Genomic DNA, 22,976 nt, shown 5'->3' with positions numbered 1-22,976 from the left:
CAGCCTCACCGCAAGTCTGTTAAACCACCGCCGCCCGCCGCTGCACGAACCGGTCAACGTACTCATCCGCCGGCGAATGCAGGATCTCGCGCGGTGTACCGACCTGAATCAGGCGGCCATCCTTGAGAATCGCAATGCGGTTACCAATACGCACCGCCTCATCAAGGTCGTGGGTAATGAAGACGATGGTCTTGTGCAAAGTCTTCTGCAGCTCCAGCAACTGGTCCTGCATCTCGGCGCGGATCAGCGGGTCCAGCGCACTGAACGCTTCGTCCATCAGGATGATGTCGGTGTCCGCCGCCAATGCGCGGGCCAGACCGACACGCTGGCGCATGCCGCCGGAGAGCTGGTGCGGATATTTGTTTTCGTAGCCTTTGAGGCCGACGGTGTTGATCCAGTGCAGCGCGCGTTCCGAGCACATCTGCTTGCTCTCGCCGCGGACTTTCAGGCCGTAAGCGACGTTGTCGAGCACAGTCTTGTGTGGCAGCAGGCCGAAGCTCTGGAACACCATGCTGATCTTGTGCCGGCGAAATTCGCGCAGGGCGTCCATGTCGTATTGCAGGATGTCGACGCCGTCGACGAGGATCGCGCCGCTGGTCGGGTCGATCAGCCGATTGAAGTGGCGCACCAGCGTCGATTTTCCCGAGCCGGACAGGCCCATGATCACGAAGATTTCGCCGGTGCCGATGCTCAGCGACAGGTCGTTGACACCGACCACGCAACCGGTTTCGCTTAGCACCTGATCCTTGGTCTTGCCCTGACCAACCATGGCCAACGCATCCTTGGCGCGATTGCCGAAAATCTTGAAGACGTTTTTGACTTCGATCTTGCTCACGGTTGCGTTGCTCATTTGCTCACCTCATGCCGTGGCCGACCGTACGCCTGAGTAATGCGGTCGATGACCACTGCGAGAATCACGATCGCCAGACCGGCCTCAAGGCCACGCCCGACGTTGAGGGTCTGAATCCCCACCAGCACATCTTCACCCAAGCCACGGGCGCCGATCATCGAGGCGATCACCACCATCGACAGGGCCATCATGGTGGTCTGGTTGATTCCGGCCATGATGCTCGGCAGGGCCAGCGGCAGTTGCACGCCGAACAGTTGCTGCCAGCGGTTGGCGCCGAAGGCGTTGATCGCTTCCATCACCTCGCCGTCAACCTGGCGAATGCCCAGATCAGTCAGGCGAATCAGCGGCGGTGCGGCGTAGATCACGGTAGCGAAAATCGCCGGCACCTTGCCCAGACCGAACAACATCAGTACCGGGATCAGGTACACGAAACTCGGCATGGTTTGCATGATGTCGAGCAGCGGCATCAGCACCGAACGCAGGCGATTGCTGCGCGCCGAGAGAATCCCCAGCGGAATGCCGATCAGAACCGAAATGATCGTCGCGACCATCATCAGCGCCAGCGTCTGCATGAGTTTGTCCCACAAGCCGACAGCGCCGACGAGGAACAACAGACCGACGATGACCGCTGTGGTCACCACCTTGCGCGTGGCGTGCCAGGCAACCACACCGACGATCGCCAACATCAACCACCACGGCGCCGCACGCAGCAAGCCTTCGAGGTTGACGATGGCCCACAGCAGGGTGTCGGAGATATGGCGGAACACATCACCGTAGTTGGTGACCAGTGAATCGACCCAACCGTTGACCCAGTCGGCGATGGAAAAGGTAAAGCTCTCGGGAAACATAAGCGGCTCTCAATCAGAAATCTCAATCAAGCGTTTACGGCATATCTCCCGGCCTGCCTCTCGGTTGGCCGGGAGGTATCGACCTACAGCGCCGCGTCGATTTTCTTGGCTGCGTCGTCACTGACCCACGCATGCCAGACCTCAGGATGTTCCTTGAGGAAGATTTTCGCCAGTTTTGGCGACTCGATGCGTTCCTTGGCCATGCGTCCCAGATTCTGGTTCAGCAGGTCGATCGGCAGGTTGACCTTTTCCAGCACGGCCACCAGTTCCGGGGCTTCGTCGTGGAAGGTCTTGGACAGGCCGACCTTGATGCTCACGGACTTGTCGACGCCGGGTTTTTCTTCGAGTTTGACCAGGTCAACCTGGCCCATCAGCGGAGTTGGCGACCAGTAGTAGAACAGGATCGGCTCGCCGCGCTTGTAGCTCGACAGCACCGCCGCATCCAGCGCCGGGCCGGTGCCCGGGCGGAAGTTGGTGTAGCTGCTTTCCAGACCGTAGCTTTTCAGCATTTCGCTGTTGTCGAGTTCGCAAGTCCAACCGGCCGGGCAGTTGTAGAAACGGCCCTTGGATGGTTCTTCGGCGTCCTTGAACACGGCGGCGTACTTGCCCAGATCAGCGATGTTTTTCAGGTCAGGGGCTTTGGGTTCGAGCTTGCGCTTGGCGTCGCCTCCGATCACGTAGCGCGGCACGTACCAGCCTTCCACCGCGCCCACTACCGGAGCGCCGACACCGACGACCTTGCCGGCCTTCTCGGCCTTGTTCCAGACCTCGCTGCGGCCGACCCATTCTTCGGCGAACACTTGAATATCGTTGCTGCTCAGGGCGTTTTCCATGGTGATGGAGTTGCCCGGCAGACTGTCGGTCTTGCAGTCGTAACCTTTTTCCAGCACCACTTGCAGCACGTCGGTCAGCAGCATGCCGCTTTCCCAGTTCAGCCCGGCGAATTTCACCGGTTTGCCCGATTCGCACCAGCCGGCGGCCTGAGTCGCGCCAGCACTGGCCAACAGGCCCATGGACAGCAATGTGGTCAGCAGGGTCTTGTTCGATTTCATTGTTGTGACGCTCCTAATCATGAATTGGCTTACGGCAGTCAAGAGGCATCCAGCCCTGTCCACGTCCAATCAGGCCTGCGCCGCAGCGCGACCGGCCCCGCTTGTTTTAGGTTGTACAACGCTGTTCTGCTCGACCGGCAGAATCAGTTGATCGGGTACCGCGCTGTGCCATTTTTTTGCGCACACGTAGTAGACGACGGCCGGCAGCACCAGGCCGATGATCCAGGAAATGTCCACATCACCGAGGGCAGCCACCAGCGGACCGGTGTAGAACTTGGTGGCGATGAACGGCAACTGCACCAGCACGCCGAACACATAGACGCTGATACCGAGCAGGTTCCAGCGACCGTAGCGACCGTTCGGATCGGCCAGCGCCGGCACGTCGTAGCGCTCACGGGTGATGCAGTAGTAATCCACAAGGTTGATCGCGCTCCAGGGTGTGAAGAAGGCGAGCAGGAACAGGATGAAGGACTTGAATGCACCGAGGAACGAGTGCTGACCAAGCAGCGCGATCAGCGTCGCTGCGCCAACGATCACCAGCACGAACACCAGACGCTGCATGCGCGTAACGGTCAGATGGCCTTTGAAACCACTGATGATGGTCGCGATGCACATGAAGCTGCCGTAGGAGTTCAGCGTCGAGATGGTCACCTTGCCGAATGCGATGCTGAAGTACAGCAGCGCAGCGGTGGCTCCGGTGCCGCCCAGACCGACGATGTAGGCGACTTCGTGACCGGCGAACTGGCCGTTGGCCGAAGCCGCCGCGAACACGCCGAGGATCATCGCCACTTGCGCGCCGACCACTGAACCGGCACCGGCGGCGAAGAAGGTTTTCACCGCCGAGGTGTTGCTCGGCAGGTAACGGGAATAGTCAGCTACGTACGGGCCAAACGCGATCTGCCAGGAGGCCGCGAGCGACACCGCGAGCAGGAAGCTGCTCCAGCTGAAATGACGGATTTGCAGGAGTGCGCCGACGTCGGTCTGGCTCATCAGCCGCCAGAACAGGAAGACGAAAGCGATCACGCCAATGACGCTGGCGACACGGCCGATCCAGTGGATCACCCGATAGCCGAGCACTGTGACCACCACGATCACACTGGCGAAAATCAGGATGCCGACGCTGTCGCTGACGTTAAACAACTGACCCAGCGCCTGACCGGAAAGCACCGTCCCCGTTGCGGTGAAACCCAGGTACATCAGGCACACCAAAACGATCGGGATCGCCGCGCCATAAACGCCGAACTGCACGCGGCTGGAGATCATCTGCGGCAAACCGAGTTTCGGCCCTTGCGCGGCATGCAGCGCCATCACGCCACCGCCGAGCAATTGACCGATCAACAGACCGATCAGCGACCAGAACACATCACCGCCCAACACCACGGCCAAAGCCCCGGTGACGATCGCGGTGATTTGCAGGTTGGCACCCATCCACAGAGTGAATTGGCTGAACAGACGACCGTGTCTTTCCGCTTCCGGGATGTAGTCGATCGAACGCCTTTCGATCAACGGTTTGTTGCTTGCACGATCGGTGTTGACAGCCATGATTCAACCTCTGTGGATTGTTAGATTCTCTGTAGGAGCTGCCGCAGGCTGCGATCTTTTGATCTTGAAAAACCAACATCAAAAGATCGCAGCCTGCGGCAGCTCCTACAGGGGTTTTGCATTTATTTACCGGTAATCATCGGCAGGTTCAGACCCTGCTCCTTGGCGCAGTCGATGGCGATCTGGTAACCGGCATCGGCGTGGCGCATAACGCCAGTGGCCGGGTCGTTGTGCAGTACGCGCGCAATGCGCTCGGCCGCTTCGTCAGTACCATCGCAGACAATTACCATGCCCGAGTGCTGCGAGAAGCCCATGCCAACGCCGCCGCCGTGGTGCAGGGAAACCCAGGTCGCGCCGCTCGCGGTATTCAGCAGAGCGTTGAGCAGTGGCCAGTCGGACACAGCGTCGGAGCCGTCCTGCATCGATTCGGTTTCACGGTTCGGGCTGGCCACCGAGCCAGAGTCGAGGTGGTCGCGACCGATGACGATCGGCGCCGACAGCTCACCGCTGCGCACCATCTCGTTGAAGGCCAGACCGAGCTTGGCGCGCAGACCCAGGCCGACCCAGCAGATACGCGCCGGCAGACCCTGGAAGCTGATGCGCTCACGGGCCATGTCCAGCCAGTTGTGCAGGTGCGCGTCGTCCGGGATCAACTCTTTGACCTTGGCGTCGGTTTTGTAGATGTCTTGCGGATCGCCCGACAGTGCAGCCCAGCGGAACGGGCCGATGCCACGGCAGAACAGCGGACGGATGTAGGCTGGTACGAAACCCGGGAAGTCGAAGGCGTTTTCGACGCCTTCTTCCTGCGCCATCTGACGGATGTTGTTGCCGTAGTCGAAGGTCGGAATACCCTGTTTCTGGAATTCCAGCATCGCTTTAACGTGCACGGCCATCGACTGCTTGGCGGCTTTGATCACAGCGGCCGGTTCAGTCTTGGCGCGGGCGCGGTATTCGTCCCAGGTCCAGCCGGCGGGCAGGTAACCGTTGAGCGGGTCGTGGGCGCTGGTCTGGTCGGTGACCATGTCCGGGCGCACGCCGCGCTTGACCAGTTCCGGCAGAATTTCTGCGGCGTTACCCAGCAGCGCGATGGAGATCGCTTTGCCTTCTTTGGTGTACTTGTCGATGCGCGCCAGAGCGTCGTCGAGGTCTTTGGCTTGCTCGTCGACATAGCGGCTTTTCAGGCGGAAATCGATACTGACTTGTTGGCATTCGATGTTCAGCGAGCACGCGCCAGCCAAGGTTGCAGCCAGCGGTTGTGCGCCGCCCATACCGCCCAGACCGGCAGTCAAAACCCACTTGCCGGTGAGGTTGTCGTTGTAGTGCTGGCGACCGGCTTCAACGAAGGTTTCGTAGGTGCCTTGAACGATGCCCTGGCTGCCGATGTAGATCCAGCTGCCGGCGGTCATCTGGCCGTACATGGCCAGGCCTTTGGCGTCGAGTTCGTTGAAGTGCTCCCAGCTTGCCCAGTGCGGGACGAGGTTGGAGTTGGCGATCAGTACGCGCGGGGCGTTACTGTGGGTCTTGAACACGCCGACCGGCTTGCCGGACTGCACCAGCAGGGTCTCGTCGTCGTTCAGGTTGGTGAGGCTCTCGACGATTTTGTCGTAGCACTCCCAGTTACGCGCGGCGCGACCGATACCTCCGTAAACCACCAGTTCTTTCGGGTTCTCGGCGACTTCCGGGTCGAGGTTGTTCATCAGCATGCGCAGCGGCGCTTCGGTCAGCCAGCTCTTGGCGGTCAGCTTGTTACCGCGCGATGCACGGATTTCGACGTTACGAACCTTAGTAGGCTTATTGTCAGTCACGAAAAAGACTCCTCAGCGATCAATTCAAACCAACCCTGGCAGTGGGCAAGCAGCCTGCGTGCATCAATGCGCGACAAGCGAATCAGTGGACGCTGCAGAGAGTCTCGAACGACTCATACGCATACGTCTTTACTTGTACATACAAGCATATGCAATCAAGCGGCCAACTTGTTGGAGTGCCGTTCAAGAAAAATCGCGGCCAGGGCTGGAGAGCGCCTGAATCAAGGGTTCTGGCGCTGATGAAATATTTCGAGGGTATTGATGGAGGGGGTTGGGGATTGTTACGAAAGCGAGGTTTTGCGCCACTCTGGGGCGTTCGGTAACAAGTTGGTGCGTGGGTTGGGAACACCCCAAAAGCAAAAGATCGCAGCCTTCGGCAGCTCCTACAGTGGAATTGATGTACACACTGGAGCTGCCGAAGGCTGCGATCTTTTAAGATTTTTGAATCAGCGCGCCGTCAGCTCAATAACACAGCAAGCGGCATTGGTGGTGACTTCAACCAGTCCGGCGTTACCGTCCAGTTGCAGGCAATCATGGCGACCGAGTTGTGATGCAGTATCACCGACCTGCACTTTCAGCAGCTCACTGACACTGAACACCAACACCGTCCCCGCAGAACTGAAGAACCGTTGCTCGCCACCCAGCCACTGCAAGCGCGCGCTGTAGCGCTGTGGCGCGTAAATCAGGTTGAAGTCGCGAATCGCACCACCGAGCAAAGTGCAAGACACCTGGCTTTCCCCGCAGAACGCGAACGGGTCGAGCGGTAACAGCGGCCGAGTGTCGTCGCCGTCGACGCACAGGGTCATGCCGTCACCCTGCAACACGGTGATCACTCGCTGGTAACCGGCGAAAGTCGAGAAACCACCCGACTCGGCGATGTCGGCAATCGACAGGCGCCAGCCAAAACCGTCCAGACCGGCGCCCGCATCACGGGTGATTTCTTCAGTGCTGCCACCGCCGTTTTTCCACGGCATGCGCGGGTAGCCTTCGGCGCGTAAAACCTTCAAACCATTCATTTGTGAAAGCGTCCTTCCAGACGATGACGAGAACCGGGATGGATCAGACGAGCAGCGGTCACCGGCTGACGCCCCGACCACGTGCGGCGACGAATCAGCAGGCACGGCTCGCCCTTTTCAATCTGCAGCAACTTGCACTCGGACGACTCGGCAAGGATCGCTTCGACCACGTGTTCGCCTTCGGTCAGCGGCGCCACTTGGTTGAGATAGGCGTAAGGCGTTTGCAGGGTGAAGTCCTGCTTGAGGTATTCCGGGGCCACCAGCGCGTTGACGAAACGGTCTTCGATTTGCACCGGAATGTCGTTTTCGTAATGCACGATTAGCGAGTGGAACACCTTCTGCCCCTCGCGCATGTCCAGCGCCAGCGCGCGCTCGGAACCGGCGGCCTCTTCTTCGAGGGTGATGACCTGACAGGTGTGGCGATGACCACGGGAGGCGATTTCGTCGGCAATGTTGTGGACTTCGAACAGCGCGGACTGGCTCTTCGGTTCGGCGACAAAAGTGCCGACGCCTTGCATGCGCACCAACAGGCCGTCGGCGGTCATCTCGCGCAGCGCGCGGTTGATAGTCATGCGGCTGAAACCGAGTTGATTGACCAGCTCGCTCTCGGACGGCACTCGGTAGTGAGGCGGCCAGTTTCCGCTGTCGATCTGCTGGGTGATCATCTGTTTGACGCGGGCGTACAAGGGCGCCGGACTGTCGCCCATGTTCGCGGCCAACGGGGAGACTGGAGGCGGAGTCGGCACGGTGGATCCCTGTTCATTGATGAAAGTGGCTAGCTTGCCGGAGTTTACCGGGCAGGCAAACGTCTGTATATGTATATACAAATAACACACGATGGGGTGCTGAACCATGTCCGCCTTCTTTGCCGAACGCGCGCTGCTGCCTAACGGATGGGCCAACAATGTACGTCTTGAGGTCAGCGCCGAGGGCCTGCTGACCCAAATCCAGGCCGACTCCACCGCAGATGGCGCCGAACGGCTGAGCGGCCCGCTGCTGCCGGGTATGCCTAATCTGCACTCCCACGCCTTCCAGCGAGCGATGGCGGGTCTGGCCGAAGTGGCCGGTAATCCGAATGACAGTTTCTGGACGTGGCGCGATCTGATGTATCGGCTCGTCGGAAAAATCAGCCCGGATCAGCTCGGCGTCATTGCCCGTCAGCTGTACATCGAAATGCTCAAGGCCGGTTACACATCGGTGGCCGAATTTCATTACGTGCACCACGACAGCAACGGTCAGCCGTATGCCGACCCAGCTGAACTGGCGTTGCGCATCAGTCAGGCCGCGAGCGAAAGCGGCATTGGCCTGACCCTGCTGCCAGTGCTCTACAGCCACTCCGGTTTTGGCGGCCAGACGCCCAACGATGGCCAGCGCCGTTTTATCAACAGCACCGAAAATTACCTGAATCTGCAATCACGTTTGCAACCATTGCTCGCGCAGCAAAAGGCGCAATCGCTGGGTCTGTGCTTCCACTCGTTGCGTGCGGTCACGCCACAGCAGATCAGCGAAGTCTTGGCGGCGAGCGATAAGCAATGCCCTGTGCATATTCACATCGCCGAACAACAGAAAGAAGTCGATGACTGCATGAGCTGGAGCGGTCGTCGCCCGTTGCAATGGCTCTACGAAAATGCCGAAGTCGATCAGCGCTGGTGCCTGGTCCACGCCACTCATGCCAACGCTGAAGAAGTCACGCTGATGGCCAAGAGTCGCGCCATCGCCGGTCTGTGCCTGACCACCGAAGCGAACCTGGGCGACGGGATTTTCCCTGCGGTGGATTTCCTCGCTCAGGGCGGACGTATGGGCATCGGTTCCGACAGCCATGTCTCGCTCAGTGTGGTGGAAGAATTGCGTTGGCTGGAATACGGCCAGCGTCTGCGTGATCAGCGGCGTAACCGTTTGTACGGTGCAGATCAGCCGATGGTCGGGCGTACGTTGTATGACGCGGCGCTGGACGGTGGCGCGCAGGCATTGGGGCAGCCGATTGGTGCGTTGGAAGTGGGCAAGCGGGCGGACTGGATCGTGCTCGATGGCAATGATCCGTATCTGGCGACGGCCAGTGGCGACGGGATTTTGAATCGCTGGTTGTTTGCCGGTGGCGATCGTCAGGTGCGCGATGTGCTGGTCAACGGCCAGTGGGTTGTGCGCGATGGACGGCATGCTGGCGAAGAAGACAGTGCGCGCGCCTTCACCCAGGTTCTGCGCGACCTTTTAGGCTGACACAAAACAAAAATGTGGGAGCGAGCCTGCTCGCGAAAGCGGTGTATCAGCAACTTTTCGTTAACTGACACGCCCTCTTCGCGAGCAGGCTCGCTCCCACATTTGTTTGATGGTGTTATTTAGTTCGAGGTCTTGGCCATCTGCCGATCCGACGCCCGCCAGATCAAGCGCGTGGTGTCATAGCCCTGCTGACGCGCCTTGCTCAGCAGTTCTTCACGCACCACACCGTTGACGGTCGGCGTGCGCGACAGCAGCCACATGTACTTGCGACTCGGGTCGCCGACGATGGCGGTCTTGTAGTCATCGCTGACGTACAACACCCAGTATTCGCCTTTCGCCACACCCGGAATCAGCCGCGAGAACCAGGTATCGAATTCGACCCAGAGCTTGTCGGTCTTTCCCGGCACCTGTGGATAAGCCGTGCCCTTGGCCTCCTCCCACTGCCAGTCCGGCGTCAGGCAGCGATTGAGCACCGCGACATTGCCGTCAGGCTTGAGGGTGTAATGCGCTTCGGATTGCGCGCAATTGCGCTGGAAATACATCGGCAAGCGCGCCAGCTCGTACCAGGTGCCCTGATAGCGCTTGAGATTGACGCTGTTGACGGTTTTCGGCGCCAACGGGTCGACGCCGGAAGTGGCGCAGCCGGCCAGTACCAGGCCGGCAAAAAGGATCAGCAATAACCGCTTCATTTTTCTTCTCCGTGGGCGCGAAGCCCCGGTTTACTTCAGGCCTTGGCCGGAAAACATCAGCACTTTGTCACCGGCGTACTGCACGCTGATAAAGCTGTTCTTGTCGCCCCAGGTGCAACTGGACATGCCGAGCGCGCCCGAGCAATCGGTGGGCTTGCCGAGCAGAGTCTCGACTTCGGCCTTGGCCATACCGGCCGAGAGCTTCGAGTAGTTTTCCTGATTGACCTTGCTGCATGCGGTCAGCAGCACGCAAAACGTCAGAAGGGCGAGAGATCGCAGCGACATGGTGTAACTCCTGGAACGAGGGGGGATGGCATGGTGCCAACCAGAAGCTTAGAAGAGAAAACCCTCATCTGGTTCCGTGGAGGAACGGCTATTTATTAGCCCGCCCGTCCGGCATTTGCCGATAAATCAGACACTTTGTAGGGCTATTGAGCATTTCGTCGCATTTCACCAAAGACGCCTAATCTTTGGCGCGCCGCGGTCGAAATAAGAGCAGCGCAAAGCCCCCGAGTGTGGCAAATTGCCGCCCTTTCTTGACCAGCCCCTTCGCGGTAGTTCATTCGATGACCAGAAACATGAAATTCAGCCACAAGATCTTGTTGGCTGCCGCCCTCGTGGTGGCCGTTGCGTTCGCCTGTTTCATTTTCTTCAACGACTATCGACAGCGCGAAGCCCTGAGCAGCAGCACCGAAGCCTCTATGCAGGAGCTGGGCAGCCTGACCACCAGCAACATCCAGACCTGGCTGGAAAGCCGCATTCAATTGCTGCAATCGCTGTCGCAGCAAGTGGCCGTCGATGGCAACGCCCCGGCCAGCCTGAAACGCATCATTGATCTGCCCGCCTACACCGGCAATTTCCAGCTCAGTTATTTCGGCGGCGCCGACGGTGTAATGTTCTCGGTGCCGACCGGCAACCGCGCGCCGGACTACGATCCACGCGCCCGTGGCTGGTACAAAGCGGCCAACAGCGCACAGCAGACCATCGTCACTGAACCGTACATCGCCGCCTCCTCGGGCAAACTGGTGATCACCGTCGCCACCCCGGTACAGCGCCAAGGGCAGATGCTCGGTGTTGCCGGTGCCGACATCGACCTGACCAGCGTCAGCGCGATCATCAACTCGCTGAATTTCGGCGGCCACGGCCACGCGTTCATCGTCAGCGCAGACGGCAAGATCCTGATCCACCCGGACAGCAAACTGGTGCTCAAAACCCTCGCCGAGGCTTATCCAAACGGCGCGCCGAAAGTCAGCCCGGGCCTGAAAGAAGTCGAGTTCGACGGCAAGACCCAGCTGATTTCCTTCACCCACGTCAACGGCGTGCCCTCGGCCGACTGGTACGTGGCGCTGGTGCTCGATAAAGACACCGCGTTTTCGATGCTCAGCGAATTTCGCACCTCGGCGTTGATCGCCATGGTCATAGCCGTGGTGATCATCATCGCCCTGCTCGGCATGCTCATCCGCGTGCTGATGCAACCGTTGCTGACCATGGGCCGCGCGATGCACGACATCGCCGAAGGTGAAGGCGATTTGACCAAACGTCTGGTAATTCACGGCAACGACGAATTCGGCGCGCTGGGCACTTCGTTCAACCGCTTCGTTGAGCGTATTCACACCTCGATCCGTGAAGTGTCTTCGGCCACCGGCCAGGTCAACGAAGTCGCCCTGCGCGTAGTCGCGGCGTCGAACTCGTCGATGTACAACTCGGATCAGCAAGCCACCCGCACCAACAGCGTCGCCGCCGCGATCAACCAGCTCGGCGCCGCCGCCCAGGAAATCGCCCAGAACGCCGCCCTCGCTTCGCAGCATTCGAGCGATGCGCGCAGCCTTGCGGTCGACGGTCAGCAGGTGGTGGATAAAACCATTCAGGCCATGCAACAGCTGTCGGCGAAGATCAGCGACTCGTGCGGCAACATCGAAACGCTGAACAGCAACACGGTGAACATCGGTCAGATTCTTGAAGTGATCACCAGCATTTCCCAGCAGACCAATTTGCTCGCGCTCAACGCCGCGATCGAAGCCGCGCGTGCCGGTGAAGCCGGTCGTGGTTTCGCCGTGGTCGCCGACGAGGTGCGTAATCTGGCGCACCGCACCCAGGATTCGGCGCAGCAAGTGCAGAAGATGATCGAAGAGCTGCAAGTCGGCGCACGTCAGGCAGTCACCATCATGACCGAGAGCCAGCGCGAGAGCGAAAGCAGCGTCGGCATCGCCAACCAGGCCGGCGAGCGGTTGGGCAGCGTGACCCAGCGGATCGGTGAGATCGACGGGATGAACCAGTCGGTGGCGACCGCGACGGAAGAGCAGACGGCGGTGGTGGAGTCGATCAATGTCGATATCAACGAGATCAACACGCTGAATCAGGAAGGCGTGGAGAACTTGCAGGCGACGTTGCGGGCGTGCTCGGATCTGGAGCAGCAGGCGGCGCGGTTGAAGCAATTGGTGGGTAGTTTCCGCATTTAAGCGGCGCTGCTTCTGGCCCCTTCGCGAGCAAGCTCGCTCCTACAATGGTTCTGTATCGTTCACAGATCCACTGTAGGAGCCGAGTTTTCTCGCGAAGGCGACATCAGAGACGAAGAAATGTGGAAATTGGAACACGTTGGTCAGCTCGCACTGACGCTGGACTGAATTAGGACTAAACTCAGTCCTGTTCAATTTGGCGGGGTTCAATCATGAAGCTTTCATCGCAAATCAAACCGATCAGTTACCTGAAAAGCCACACGGCCGAAATCGTCAAATCAATCACAGAAAGTCGCGAGCCGCTGGTAATCACTCAAAACGGTGAAGCCAAGCTAGTGGTTATGGATGTCAAAAGCTTTGAAGAGCAAGAAGGCACAATGGCTTTGCTGAAACTGTTGGCGATGGGTAATCGGGAGATCGAAGAAGGCAAGTTCAGTGATGCTGAAGATGTGTTTGCCGAAATGGACAAGGCCGATCATCAATGAGTTTAAAGGTCGTTATTCTCCAGTCCGCACAAGCAGATCTCAAAGAACTTCGCACCTACCTCGTCAGACGGTTCTCGTTGCAAATTTGGCAAAGCACTTATGCCGATCTCAAGACTGCGATTCTCGGCCTCGCCGATCTGCCCTATTCAGGATCAATCCCCGAAGAAATCGAAAAGCTCAATCTCGGCCAATACCGCCAGATTGTTTTGGGAATGAACCGGATTATTTATGAGGTGCGAGAAAGAACGGTTTTCATCCATATCATTGTCGATACGCGAAAAAGCCTGCCGGCACTGTTGATGAAACGGCTTCTACGAGGCAATCCTTGATTTAGAACCGTGATCCAGGCTCACCGAGAAACACCAACTCCTCCGCCGTAGACTCCCGCCCCAACACCGCATTGCGATGCGGAAACCGGCCAAACCGCGCGATCACCTTTTGATGCCGCTCGGCATAATCCAGATTGTCGGCAAACACCGCCCGCTCACCTTCCGGCTGTTCAGCCACCAGCTCAATAAATCTGGAAACCGCCTCATTCTGCACCGCGAGGTTTTCGCAGTGTTCGAACACCAGATAAATGAACACACGCTGGATCGGTTTCAACTGCCGATCGAAATCCGCAGCAATGCCTTGGGCGACGAGCTTCTGCGCGCGCAGATCACCGGAGAAGGCTTTGGGGGTGTCGCGAAAGATCATTCGCGGCAGTTGATCGAGCAATAGCACCACGGCCAACCAACCTTCGGGACGTTGCGTCCACTCGGTCAATTCGCCGACCAGGGCCTGATCGACAAAGACCCCGAAACGCGTCCGCGCTTCGAGGTCTTGGCTATCTCGCTTACCGAACCACAACTTGCCCTTGTCAGCCGATATCTCATCCGGTGATTCGGCATGTCCGAACCACCAGTCGAGCAACGGCTGCCAGGGCGCAGTCATGGTTTATTCCTTGTGGTAGGCCGTAGCGCGGGCGACTTCTTCTTTCGAGCCGAGGAACACCGCAACGCGCTGGTGCAGGCCTTCCGGCTGGATGTCGAGAATGCGCTGGTGACCGTCGGTGGACGCGCCGCCCGCTTGTTCCACCAGGAACGACATCGGGTTGGCTTCGTACATCAGACGCAGTTTGCCTGGCTTGGATGGCTCACGGCTGTCGCGCGGGTACATGAACAGACCGCCACGGGTCAGGATACGGTGCACGTCGGCAACCATCGCCGCGACCCAACGCATGTTGTAGTTCTTTTTCAGCGGACCTTCTTCACCGGCCAGCAACTCGCCGACGTAGCGTTGTACCGGAGCTTCCCAGTGACGCTGGTTGGACATGTTGATGGCGAATTCCTGGGTCGATTCAGGAATGGTGATGTTTTCGTGAGTCAGCACGAAGCTGCCCATTTCACGGTCCAGGGTGAAGCCTTTGACGCCGTCGCCCAAGGTCAGGATCAGCATGGTTTGCGGGCCGTAGATCGCGTAACCGGCGGCAACCTGCTGGGTGCCTGGCTGCAGGAACGCTTTCTCGTTCAGCGGCTCGTTCTGGCTCAGGTATTCGTTCGGGCAACGCAGTACCGAGAAAATGGTACCGACCGGGGCGTTGATGTCGATGTTCGACGAACCGTCCAGTGGGTCGAATACCAGCAGGTACGCGCCTTTCGGGTATTTGCCCGGGATCTGGTAGGCATTGTCCATTTCTTCGGACGCCATGCCGGCCAGGTGACCGCCCCATTCGTTGGCTTCGAGCAGGATCTCGTTGGAGATCACGTCGAGCTTCTTCTGCACTTCGCCCTGAACGTTTTCGGTGCCCATGCTGCCCAGAACACCACCCAGGGCGCCTTTGGAAACGGCGTGGTTGATCTCCTTGCAGGCACGCGCCACCACTTCGATCAGGAAACGCAGATCGGCAGGAGTGTTATTGCTGCGGGTCTGCTCAATCAAATAGCGACTCAGGGTAACGCGGGACATGGACGGCTCCGGTGGAATGGGGGGCTAAAAACCCGCGCAGTTTACAGGGAGTCTGAAAACGTAGCGAGCGAAGACGCCCGGTAACATGCGTTGGGGAGTATTTGCCTGCATGAGACGTGAATGTGGGTGGAGAGTTCAGGTAGCGGGTTTAGCGTAGTTGGAAATCGGACGAAGGTAACCAGAATGAGGTGAGCGGTTTGGGATATGTATTGATTAAGAGACCGCTTTCGCGAGCAGGCTCGCTCCTACAGGGAATTTGAGTGAACACAAAGTTGGCGCCCACTGAAGATCCAGTGTGGGAGCGAGCCTGCTCGCGAATGGCACGCAGCGCCAGCCATTCTCAGGTATTGGTCGGAGGCTTGCGCAACAAGCTGAACGCCATCGCCCCGAGAAAAACCACGCTCAGCAACAACACGGCCCACAAACCAATCTTCTTCCAGTTGGTCTCGGCCACCGCCGCCGTGGTAGCCGTAGAAGTCTGCGTAACAACCGCCTCACCCTGAACAGCGGCCTTGCCCAACGCCGCCAGTTTCTCCGGTTTGAAACCCGGAATCAGCGTCGCCAACGGCAGATTCGCCGTTTTAACGCTCGAATTGCCCAACGCCAAACTGTAAGGCCCCTCCCCCCGCGCCAGGAAGATCACCTGCGTCGCGCGCACCGCGTATTTCACGCTTGGCGCCTGCTCGCCCAGACCACCGCCGCGCTCATCCACCGTCAGCTTCAATTGCTGCACCGTCTGCCCGTAGAGCTGCAATTCGTTCTGCTGCACGTCCTGATTATTCTGGGTCAGGCGATAGAGCAAACCACTGCTCAGCGTCTGCCACGGCAAACTGCTTTCGCGCCGACCCGCCAATGTCACCGGCGCCAGACTGTTCGGTTGTTTGATTTCGACCTGCACCCGCTCGACATTCAGCCCCATCGGCAATTGCCAGGTGTATTCCCCGGCCTTGCTGCTATTGCCGGCCAGTGCCTGTGACCAGACCAACGGCAGCGGAACGTTGCGCGGGTCAGTGCTTTTCAATTGTGCCGCCGTCAGAATCGGCGCCGAATTCGGCGACTCCCACAGCAACCGCACATAGCGCGCCGATTGCCCCGGCAACGTCACTTCATGCTGCTCGATGCGCTCATCGGAAAAGGTCAGGCGCGCCACCTGACCTTCGCCCCACGGCTGCCAGTGCTGCAAGTCATCGCTGGCCTCGATGCTGAAGCGCTGGAAGCCATCGCGTTCGCTGGTCCAGTCGAGGATCAATTGCTGCAACGGCGCCTTGATCGCGCTCGCATCCAGCAGCCAGCCACGCAGCACTTCTTCACCCGCCTCCAACTGGCTGGACGGCTGCACTTCGACCAGCGTGCCGTTGGTGGTCGATTGCACGCGCACGTTCGGCGCGCGTTCGCTGGCGTCGGCGGCGTTGTACAGCGGGAACCACTTCACCTCGTGCAACTGACCGTCATCGCGGGTCTGTGCCGATTCGCGTGCCAAGGCGTAAGCCTGCGGTTCACCGGCGGCGTTGAACACACGCAGATCACTGAGATCGGTCTGGCGCGCCTGCAATTGCACGTTCAGCGGCAATTCGAGGCGATACCACGGGCCGTTGCCGCTGACCGCCAGCGGCACCTGCGTGGCAAAGTCTGCCGGTTTTTCCTGGGCGCTGGCCGCCAGCATCACGCCCAACGCCAACCAACCCAGATTTCGCATGCGACTCAAGATGAAACTCCTTCGGTGTTCGGGGCCGGTTTGTCCGCCGCCGGTTCAGCTTCAGCGCGTTTGGGCGGCAGCGGTGCGAAATAGCCAACCACCAGCAGCAATACACCAACGCCGATAAACGAGACGATCCGGGCGAGGCCGCCACGGTTGCTCAATTCGACAAAAATCAGTTTGGCCACCACCAGTGCAATCAGCGCCGCGCCGATCAGCCAGACCTCGCGGCGATGGCGCAGGTGGCCGCCGATCATCAGCCCGAGCGCCATGAGCGTCCAGACGATCGACAATCCAGCCTGCACCAGCATCGAGGCGAGCAGCGTATCCAGCTCGAACGGGATCCCGGCCCAATGGTGCGCGGCGCGAGTAACCAACGCTGTGCAGAAGGCGAACAGCGAAACTCCGGCGATCAGTTGCGTGGCGTAATCGGCGTAGTCCTGACGGATGGACAACTGCGAAATCACACTGCGCGACCAGACATAGACGCCGAACAATGCGAACAGCAAACCCAACTCTAATGGATTGAGCAGCGGCACGTAAGGAAGTGGCTCGGCATTACCATCGCTGATTCCATTTGCCAGCCAGAACCACGCGAGCATCAGCACCGCCAGCGGCGCGGCGGCGTACAAGCGGTACTCGCGGGCAAACGCTGCAACCGGCCACGGCCAGGTGCGCGGTGCCGCCGCCAGCAACAGATAGACGCTCGGCAGAATCGCCCAGCCCAGCCAACGCCAGGCGTTGTATTGCTCGGACAACAGCAGCAGGCCGTAGCGCATTTCCAGTGCCAGCACGCCGATCAGCAGCCAGCAGCCGAGCACATGCGCCGTGCTCAAGGCCCGCACGGGCAGCATCGGCGCCAAGCGTCGCAGACTGAAGAAATGCACGGCGAATACCGTTGCCCACGCCAGCCAGCCGAAATCGGCCGCCGGGTGATAACGCGAATGCCAGGCGCCGAGCAGCACAAGAACAGCCACCGGAATCAACAACGTACAGAGCAAACCCAGCGCCGGCCATTTCAAGCGCAGCGATAACAGCGTCCACAGCGCAACACTGAACGCTGCGACCAACAGCAACAACGTACCTTGCAGATTCGGCGACGCAAAACGCAGCACCTCGCTGACCCACGCCAACGCCCACCAACCGGCGCCCCACACCAGCAACACTTCTGACAAACGCTGCAAGCTCAACGCATCGAATGCCGAGGCGTGATTGCCCAGTTGCAGGCGCCACGCACCGATCATTGCGGCCAGTCCGAGCACCAGCGGCGTCCAGAATCCGCCATGGGCCAACGGTTTCAAACCTTCGCTGGACAACGGTCCGAGCAACTCGGGACCGGCCAGCAAAAACGCCGCGCCGCCGATCACCTGCAACAACAAACCGAAGACAAAACTCACGCGCTGCTTGAGGTACAGGCTCAACCAGATGATCAGCAAACCACTCGCGGCCCACACTGCACTCGCCGTTTGCCACGGCAGCACAAACAGCACTGCCAGATTGATCAGCATCAACCCGGCGAGCAGTACCACCGACAGACCGCGCCGCAGACGCAAATCGCCATGCACCATTTCATCGCGAGCCGCCAACAGCATGCCGGCGATCAATGCCAGACCGATTAACGACGCACTGAACAAACCGCTCCAACCGGCATTGAACACCGCCGTCGAGTCCTCGCCCGCACCTTGCAGACGCAACAGAAACAACGCGCCACCCAGCAACTGCACGGCAAACGCGCTGAACAGAAACGTGCGCGATTGAATCCGCAGACCGACAAACAGAGTCGCCAACCCGGCCAGCGCCCAACTGATTGCCGTGGCCTGGACGAAGAAGAACAGCGGCGCCAGCAGATAGAGGAAGGTCAGGCCCAGACAGGCCAACACCGGCAAGCCTTGACGCTCCCAAGGTGATGCCTGTTCCGGCGCGGCCTTGCGCAATTGATAGAAGCTGAACAGCAACGCAATCCCGAGCATCAACGCGCCCAGCGGCGCACCGTCGAGCAGACTGCTTTCGCCCACCCGCAACTGACCGAGGAAAGCTAACGCGGAACCCAGTTGCAGCAGCAAGGCAAAGGCCCGGGCAAACGGCCGATGCTGACGCAAACCGAGCCAGAAAATCCCCGCGCCTTCCACCGCCCACGCTGCCGAGGTCCACCGTGCATCCAGCCCCAGCGGAATGGCCAGACTGGTAAAAATAACCCCGAGCGCCAGACAGGTTTCACCCAGCAGCACCGCGCGCCCGCCCATCAACACCTTGGCCAGCGTCATGTAGATCATGCCCAGCGCCAGCGCACTGAGCGCGGCGGCAAATTCCAGATGCTGCACCAGCGCAAACTGCAAACCGAAGCCAATGATCGGCGGACCGAACAGCATCGTCCCGTCGACATAATCGCCTTTGCGCGCCGACCAGTGCAGCAGCGCCTCGCGATCGCCCTCCGCCGGGGCATCGGGCATATCGAGCAGTTTGCGCCGAGCGAACAACAAGCCGATGGCGAGGTACATCAGCAAGAACAGAATCAGGAACGGTTCAGTGCTCCACAACAGCTCCGGCGCATACGAACGCAGGCCCCAGGCGAAGCCGATACCGAAGGTGCCGACGAAGCCGATCAGGTTGAGCAGACGCCAGGCCTTGAACCAGGCGATGGCGAGAATGCCGGCGTTGAGCAGCGCGAAATATCCGAACAGCGCGACGTGGTTGCCCGCGCCGGTCGAGGTCAGGATCGGCGCGGCAAAACCGCCCAGCGCCGCCGCTGCGGCAAGCCCTAAAGCATCTTGAGTGATGGCGAGGATCGCCGAGAAAACAGTGACCGCCACCAGCAGGCCGAGCGCGGCCGATGGATCAAGCAACGGATGCAGACGCATCGCCGCAAACACCGTCAGGTACAACACCGCGATCCCTGTGCCTTGCAGCATTAACGCGTAATTGCTGTTGCGCCGGCGTAGCCACCAGCCCAGCGCGAGCAGGCCCAACGCCGCGGCCGCGACACCGGCGTAACGCAATTCGATCGGCACGACCATGCCTTCGGTGGCGTAGCGCAGCAGGAACGCCAGACCGAAGAACAACAACACCACGCCAACGCGCAGTACGGTGTTGCCGCCGAACAGCCAGTTACGCGCAGCACTGATGCCGCGTTCGATCAGGTTCGGGCCACGAGGTTCGGCGGGTTTTGACGGCTCGGGCGTGACGGCGTCGAGGCGCCACACATCAGCAGGCAGTGGTTGACTGGTTTCACTGGCGACGGCGGAAATCGGTTCGAGTTCGGGCGGCAGTTCCCAGACCAGTTCGGGGGCCGGGGCTTCTTCGGCGACTTTGACCGGCTCAACGACGGGCTCGGTCACTGGCGACGCGGTCGGTGGCGACGCGGAACGAACCGGTGCACCTTCGAGCAGAAACAGGCGCTGTTCGACGCCCTGCAAAGCGACCTTCGCCTGCTCAAGTTGACGTTGCTGCTCCATCGCCTGCGAGCCCAGCCGCGCGATGCGGATCGTCTGTCCGATCACCAGCCCCAGCAATGCGCCCAACAGCGCATCGCTGAACGACTCGTCGAGCAGCCAGCCGAGCACCAGCCCGATCAACATGAACATCCATTGCATGGTCGATATCCCTAAGCAGCCCCAAGACAGGGCAAGTCCGGCGATTGCTTCAGTCTAGGCACAAACCCAGTGGGAGCGAGCCCGCTCGCGAAAGCGGTTTGTCAGCCAACATTTCTGTTTAACATGACAACCGCTTCGCGAGCAGGCTCGCTCCCACATTGGATCGGTGGTGACTGGAGCATCCGGTAACCGGCGCTCAGTATATCGATCCGGCCCAACAAACGTTGGGCCTTGCGCACATTTGTAGTGGAAAGTTACTCCAGCGCTTTCCAGATATCCGTGGCGTACTCGCGAATCGTCCGGTCCGAAGAGAACCAGCCCATCCGCGCCGTGTTGAGCACCGCCGAGCGCCACCAGTTGTTCGAGTCGTGCCAATGCGCCTCAACGCGTTTCTGCGCTTCCCAATACGAGTCGAAATCGGCGCAGACCAGGAAGCGGTCGTAATCCACCAGCGAGTCGATCAACCCGGTATAGCGCGAAGTGTCGTCCGGCGAGAACACCCCACTGCGGATCGCTTGCAACACATCGTTCAAACGATGGGACGCGGCGATGTCCGGCAAGGCGCTGAACTCGTGGTTCTGTTTACGCGCTTCAACCTGCTGCGCGCTGAGACCGAAGATAAACATGTGCTCGGCACCGATACGCTCGCACATCTCGACGTTGGCGCCGTCCAGCGTGCCGATGGTCAGTGCGCCGTTAAGGCCGAACTTCATGTTACTGGTGCCCGACGCCTCGAACCCGGCAGTGGAAATCTGCTCGGACAAGTCCGCCGCCGGAATGATGCTCTCCGCCAGACTGACGTTGTAGTTGGGCAGGAACACCACTTTCAGCAGGCCGCGCACGGTCGGGTCGTTATTTACCACCCGGGCGATGTCGTTAGTCAGCTTGATGATCAGCTTGGCCTGGTGATAACTCGCCGCCGCTTTGCCGGCGAAGATTTTCACCCGTGGCACCCAGTCGACTTCCGGCTCGGCGCGAATCGCCTGATACAACGCCACGGTGTGCAGCAGGTTGAGCAACTGGCGTTTGTATTCGTGTATCCGTTTGACCTGCACGTCGAACATCGCCGCCGGGTTGACCGCGATGCCCAAGCGTTCATGAATCAGATAGGCCAGCGCCTTTTTGCTGTGCAGCCGTTGCTCGGCGAAGGCTTTGCGGAATGCGGGTTTCTCGGCGAACGGTTCGAGATCGAGCAAGCGCTCTTCAGGGTTATCCAACAAATCCGGGCCGAGCGCATCGACCAGCATCGAGGTCAGTTCCGAGTTGGCCTGATACAGCCAGCGGCGGAACGTGATGCCGTTGGTTTTGTTGTTGATCCGCTCCGGGTAGAGCTTGTGCAGTTCGGCGAACACGGTTTTACGCATCAACTGCGTGTGCAACCCGGACACGCCATTGACGCTATGCGAACCAAGGAACGCGAGGTTACCCATGCGCACGCGTCGACCGTTGTCTTCCTCGATCAGCGACACCGCGCGCAGCACGTCGAAATCGTGAATGCCCTTGGCCCGCAGCGAATCAATGTGCTGGGCATTGATCAGGTAAATGATCTGCATGTGCCGTGGCAGCATGCGTTCCATCAGGCCCACCGGCCAGGTCTCCAGCGCCTCCGGCAGCAGTGTGTGGTTGGTGTACGACAGCGTGTCGACGGTAACTTGCCATGCCGCATCCCACGCTACGTCGTAGACGTCGACCAGTTGGCGCATCAATTCGGCGACGGCAATCGAGGGGTGGGTGTCGTTGAGCTGGATTGCCGCGTGATCGCCCAGGGTCAACACCGAGGTGTGCATGTTGCGGTGACGGCGCAGCAGATCCTGCAGCGACGCGGCGACAAAGAAGTATTCCTGGCGCAAGCGCAGTTCCTGCCCCGCTTCGGTGCTGTCCGCCGGGTAGAGGACGCGGGAGATACTTTCGGCGCGGGCCACTTCGGCGACGGCGCCCAAGTGGTCACCGGCGTTGAAGCGCTCCAGGTGCAAGTCTTCCATGGCGCGGGCACGCCACAGTCGCAAGGTGTTGACGCTCGCCCCGCGCCAGCCGACCACCGGCGTGTCGTAGGCAATCGCGCGGACAGTTTCCGCCGGCGACCAGACTTGTTTGGATTTGCCGGAAACATCGGTGACGGTTTCAACGCTGCCGCCGAAGCCGATGGAGTAGACGACTTCCGGCCGTTCAAACTCCCACGGGTTGCCGAAATCCAGCCAGTGCTCGGTCTGCTCCTGCTGCCAGCCATCGACGATGGCCTGGCGGAACAAGCCATGTTCATAACGAATGCCGTAACCGTGGCCGGCGATGCCGAGGGTCGACATGCTCTCCATGAAGCACGCCGCCAGACGACCGAGGCCGCCGTTGCCAAGCGCGGCGTCGGGCTCCAGCAAACGGATGCGTTCCAGATCAACGCCGAGTTCGGTCAACGCTTCACGGGCGACGTCGAGCAGACCAAGATTGCTCAGGCTGTCGTAGAGCAAACGGCCGATGAGAAATTCCAGCGAGAGGTAATACACCCGTTTCTGGCCTTTGCGGTAGATCTGCCGGGTGTGGTCCATCCAGTGCTCTACCATGTGATCGCGCGCAGCTAACGCGATGGCTTCGAACCAGTCATGATCGAAGGCGTGATCGGGGTCTTTGCCCACCGCGTAGGTGAGTTTGGTCAGGACGGCGTCGCGGAATGCGGCCACCTCTGCTTCGCGAACTAGTGGTTCTTGAGTCATCGATAGGACCTCGAGCGAGCGGGGAATTGTCTGAGCCTAGACGGTCTGACCGACGGTAGCGGCTCTGGTTCGGCAGTT

General features: G+C 59.9%; 18 protein-coding genes. 4 read left to right on the top strand and 14 right to left on the bottom strand.

Features of this window, described 5'->3' with window-relative positions; genetic code table 11:
* Nucleotides 1-19: 19 nt before the first annotated feature.
* The 7 genes from ACZ0A4_RS26060 to hutC form a co-directional block, all read right to left on the bottom strand.
* A complete protein-coding gene (locus ACZ0A4_RS26060) occupies nucleotides 20-850 on the bottom strand; it encodes a quaternary amine ABC transporter ATP-binding protein (RefSeq protein WP_007909304.1) in 831 nt (276 codons plus the stop codon).
* Nucleotides 847-1,698 (bottom strand): ABC transporter permease, encoded by an 852-nt coding sequence (locus ACZ0A4_RS26055; RefSeq protein WP_007949591.1) that lies wholly within the window; start codon nucleotides 1,696-1,698, stop codon nucleotides 847-849. Before ACZ0A4_RS26055 ends, ACZ0A4_RS26060 begins: the two co-directional genes overlap by 4 nt.
* Before the next feature lie 83 nt (nucleotides 1,699-1,781).
* Nucleotides 1,782-2,750 carry an ABC transporter substrate-binding protein gene (locus tag ACZ0A4_RS26050; RefSeq protein WP_463576832.1) on the bottom strand — a complete coding sequence of 323 codons (969 nt, stop codon included), beginning with the start codon at nucleotides 2,748-2,750 and terminating at the stop codon, nucleotides 1,782-1,784.
* Nucleotides 2,751-2,819: 69 nt separating this feature from the next.
* Nucleotides 2,820-4,292, bottom strand: coding sequence for a purine-cytosine permease family protein (locus ACZ0A4_RS26045; protein WP_463576831.1), 1,473 nt, complete (start codon nucleotides 4,290-4,292; stop codon nucleotides 2,820-2,822).
* Between the two features lie 122 nt (nucleotides 4,293-4,414).
* Nucleotides 4,415-6,097: a urocanate hydratase gene (gene hutU / locus ACZ0A4_RS26040; RefSeq protein WP_463576830.1), complete on the bottom strand. Its 1,683-nt coding sequence runs from the start codon at nucleotides 6,095-6,097 to the stop codon at nucleotides 4,415-4,417.
* Nucleotides 6,098-6,543: 446 nt separating this feature from the next.
* The gene (locus tag ACZ0A4_RS26035) at nucleotides 6,544-7,113 is read right to left on the bottom strand and encodes a HutD/Ves family protein (RefSeq protein WP_463576829.1); all 570 of its coding nucleotides are present in this window, start codon (nucleotides 7,111-7,113) and stop codon (nucleotides 6,544-6,546) included.
* A complete protein-coding gene (hutC, locus tag ACZ0A4_RS26030; protein ID WP_162130175.1) occupies nucleotides 7,110-7,820 on the bottom strand; it encodes a histidine utilization repressor in 711 nt (236 codons plus the stop codon). The genes ACZ0A4_RS26035 and hutC overlap by 4 nt, the downstream gene beginning before the upstream one ends.
* A 145-nt stretch (nucleotides 7,821-7,965) precedes the next feature.
* Here hutC and ACZ0A4_RS26025 point away from each other — a divergent pair, with 145 nt between their 5' ends.
* Nucleotides 7,966-9,330 (top strand): formimidoylglutamate deiminase, encoded by a 1,365-nt coding sequence (locus ACZ0A4_RS26025; RefSeq protein WP_463576828.1) that lies wholly within the window; start codon nucleotides 7,966-7,968, stop codon nucleotides 9,328-9,330.
* Nucleotides 9,331-9,449: 119 nt separating this feature from the next.
* Here the strand turns inward: ACZ0A4_RS26025 and ACZ0A4_RS26020 are convergent, their stop codons facing one another.
* Nucleotides 9,450-10,019 (bottom strand): lipocalin family protein, encoded by a 570-nt coding sequence (locus ACZ0A4_RS26020; protein ID WP_093430049.1) that lies wholly within the window; start codon nucleotides 10,017-10,019, stop codon nucleotides 9,450-9,452.
* 30 nt (nucleotides 10,020-10,049) lie between these two features.
* Nucleotides 10,050-10,304, bottom strand: a complete 255-nt coding sequence (locus tag ACZ0A4_RS26015) for a hypothetical protein (RefSeq protein ID WP_463576827.1) — start codon at nucleotides 10,302-10,304, stop codon at nucleotides 10,050-10,052.
* Nucleotides 10,305-10,585: 281 nt separating this feature from the next.
* Between ACZ0A4_RS26015 and ACZ0A4_RS26010 the strand changes: the two genes are divergently transcribed.
* The 3 genes from ACZ0A4_RS26010 to ACZ0A4_RS26000 all read left to right on the top strand — a co-directional run bounded on the left by ACZ0A4_RS26010 (nucleotide 10,586) and on the right by ACZ0A4_RS26000 (nucleotide 13,289).
* Complete coding sequence (locus ACZ0A4_RS26010) at nucleotides 10,586-12,478, top strand: methyl-accepting chemotaxis protein (RefSeq protein WP_463576826.1); 1,893 nt, start codon at nucleotides 10,586-10,588, stop codon at nucleotides 12,476-12,478.
* Between the two features lie 209 nt (nucleotides 12,479-12,687).
* On the top strand, nucleotides 12,688-12,960 hold the full coding sequence (locus tag ACZ0A4_RS26005; protein WP_095120753.1) for a type II toxin-antitoxin system Phd/YefM family antitoxin: 273 nt from the start codon (nucleotides 12,688-12,690) through the stop codon (nucleotides 12,958-12,960).
* The gene (locus tag ACZ0A4_RS26000; RefSeq protein ID WP_463576825.1) at nucleotides 12,957-13,289 is read left to right on the top strand and encodes a type II toxin-antitoxin system RelE/ParE family toxin; all 333 of its coding nucleotides are present in this window, start codon (nucleotides 12,957-12,959) and stop codon (nucleotides 13,287-13,289) included. Before ACZ0A4_RS26005 ends, ACZ0A4_RS26000 begins: the two co-directional genes overlap by 4 nt.
* A 1-nt stretch (nucleotide 13,290) precedes the next feature.
* Here ACZ0A4_RS26000 and ACZ0A4_RS25995 read toward each other — a convergent pair whose 3' ends face one another.
* From ACZ0A4_RS25995 to ACZ0A4_RS25975, 5 genes are all read right to left on the bottom strand, one after another.
* Entirely contained in the window at nucleotides 13,291-13,893 is a 603-nt protein-coding gene (locus ACZ0A4_RS25995; RefSeq protein ID WP_463576824.1) for a DUF924 family protein, read from the bottom strand.
* A gap of 3 nt (nucleotides 13,894-13,896) precedes the next feature.
* Nucleotides 13,897-14,907, bottom strand: coding sequence for a class 1 fructose-bisphosphatase (locus ACZ0A4_RS25990; RefSeq protein ID WP_008080580.1), 1,011 nt, complete (start codon nucleotides 14,905-14,907; stop codon nucleotides 13,897-13,899).
* Nucleotides 14,908-15,247: 340 nt separating this feature from the next.
* Entirely contained in the window at nucleotides 15,248-16,612 is a 1,365-nt protein-coding gene (locus ACZ0A4_RS25985) for a DUF3999 domain-containing protein (RefSeq protein WP_463576823.1), read from the bottom strand.
* Complete coding sequence (locus ACZ0A4_RS25980; protein ID WP_463576822.1) at nucleotides 16,609-20,193, bottom strand: DUF2339 domain-containing protein; 3,585 nt, start codon at nucleotides 20,191-20,193, stop codon at nucleotides 16,609-16,611. Before ACZ0A4_RS25980 ends, ACZ0A4_RS25985 begins: the two co-directional genes overlap by 4 nt.
* 254 nt (nucleotides 20,194-20,447) lie before the next feature.
* Nucleotides 20,448-22,898, bottom strand: a complete 2,451-nt coding sequence (locus ACZ0A4_RS25975) for a glycogen/starch/alpha-glucan phosphorylase (protein WP_397480757.1) — start codon at nucleotides 22,896-22,898, stop codon at nucleotides 20,448-20,450.
* Nucleotides 22,899-22,976 lie beyond the last annotated feature (78 nt).

The sequence above is a fragment of the Pseudomonas sp. AC172 genome, from assembly GCF_979258595.1.
The sequence above is the reverse complement of the archived record's forward strand: the minus strand, read 5'-3'. Positions and strand labels throughout refer to the sequence as shown.

Coding starts and splice junctions, on each gene's coding strand:
- ACZ0A4_RS26060 (WP_007909304.1), bottom strand. CDS start 850: ATGAGCAACGCAACCGTGAGCAAGATCGAAGTCAAAAACGTCTTCAAG.
- ACZ0A4_RS26055 (WP_007949591.1), bottom strand. CDS start 1,698: ATGTTTCCCGAGAGCTTTACCTTTTCCATCGCCGACTGGGTCAACGGT.
- ACZ0A4_RS26050 (WP_463576832.1), bottom strand. CDS start 2,750: ATGAAATCGAACAAGACCCTGCTGACCACATTGCTGTCCATGGGCCTG.
- ACZ0A4_RS26045 (WP_463576831.1), bottom strand. CDS start 4,292: ATGGCTGTCAACACCGATCGTGCAAGCAACAAACCGTTGATCGAAAGG.
- ACZ0A4_RS26035 (WP_463576829.1), bottom strand. CDS start 7,113: ATGAATGGTTTGAAGGTTTTACGCGCCGAAGGCTACCCGCGCATGCCG.
- hutC (WP_162130175.1), bottom strand. CDS start 7,820: ATGGGCGACAGTCCGGCGCCCTTGTACGCCCGCGTCAAACAGATGATC.
- ACZ0A4_RS26025 (WP_463576828.1), top strand. CDS start 7,966: ATGTCCGCCTTCTTTGCCGAACGCGCGCTGCTGCCTAACGGATGGGCC.
- ACZ0A4_RS26020 (WP_093430049.1), bottom strand. CDS start 10,019: ATGAAGCGGTTATTGCTGATCCTTTTTGCCGGCCTGGTACTGGCCGGC.
- ACZ0A4_RS26015 (WP_463576827.1), bottom strand. CDS start 10,304: ATGTCGCTGCGATCTCTCGCCCTTCTGACGTTTTGCGTGCTGCTGACC.
- ACZ0A4_RS26010 (WP_463576826.1), top strand. CDS start 10,586: ATGACCAGAAACATGAAATTCAGCCACAAGATCTTGTTGGCTGCCGCC.
- ACZ0A4_RS26005 (WP_095120753.1), top strand. CDS start 12,688: ATGAAGCTTTCATCGCAAATCAAACCGATCAGTTACCTGAAAAGCCAC.
- ACZ0A4_RS26000 (WP_463576825.1), top strand. CDS start 12,957: ATGAGTTTAAAGGTCGTTATTCTCCAGTCCGCACAAGCAGATCTCAAA.
- ACZ0A4_RS25995 (WP_463576824.1), bottom strand. CDS start 13,893: ATGACTGCGCCCTGGCAGCCGTTGCTCGACTGGTGGTTCGGACATGCC.
- ACZ0A4_RS25990 (WP_008080580.1), bottom strand. CDS start 14,907: ATGTCCCGCGTTACCCTGAGTCGCTATTTGATTGAGCAGACCCGCAGC.
- ACZ0A4_RS25980 (WP_463576822.1), bottom strand. CDS start 20,193: ATGCAATGGATGTTCATGTTGATCGGGCTGGTGCTCGGCTGGCTGCTC.
- ACZ0A4_RS25975 (WP_397480757.1), bottom strand. CDS start 22,898: ATGACTCAAGAACCACTAGTTCGCGAAGCAGAGGTGGCCGCATTCCGC.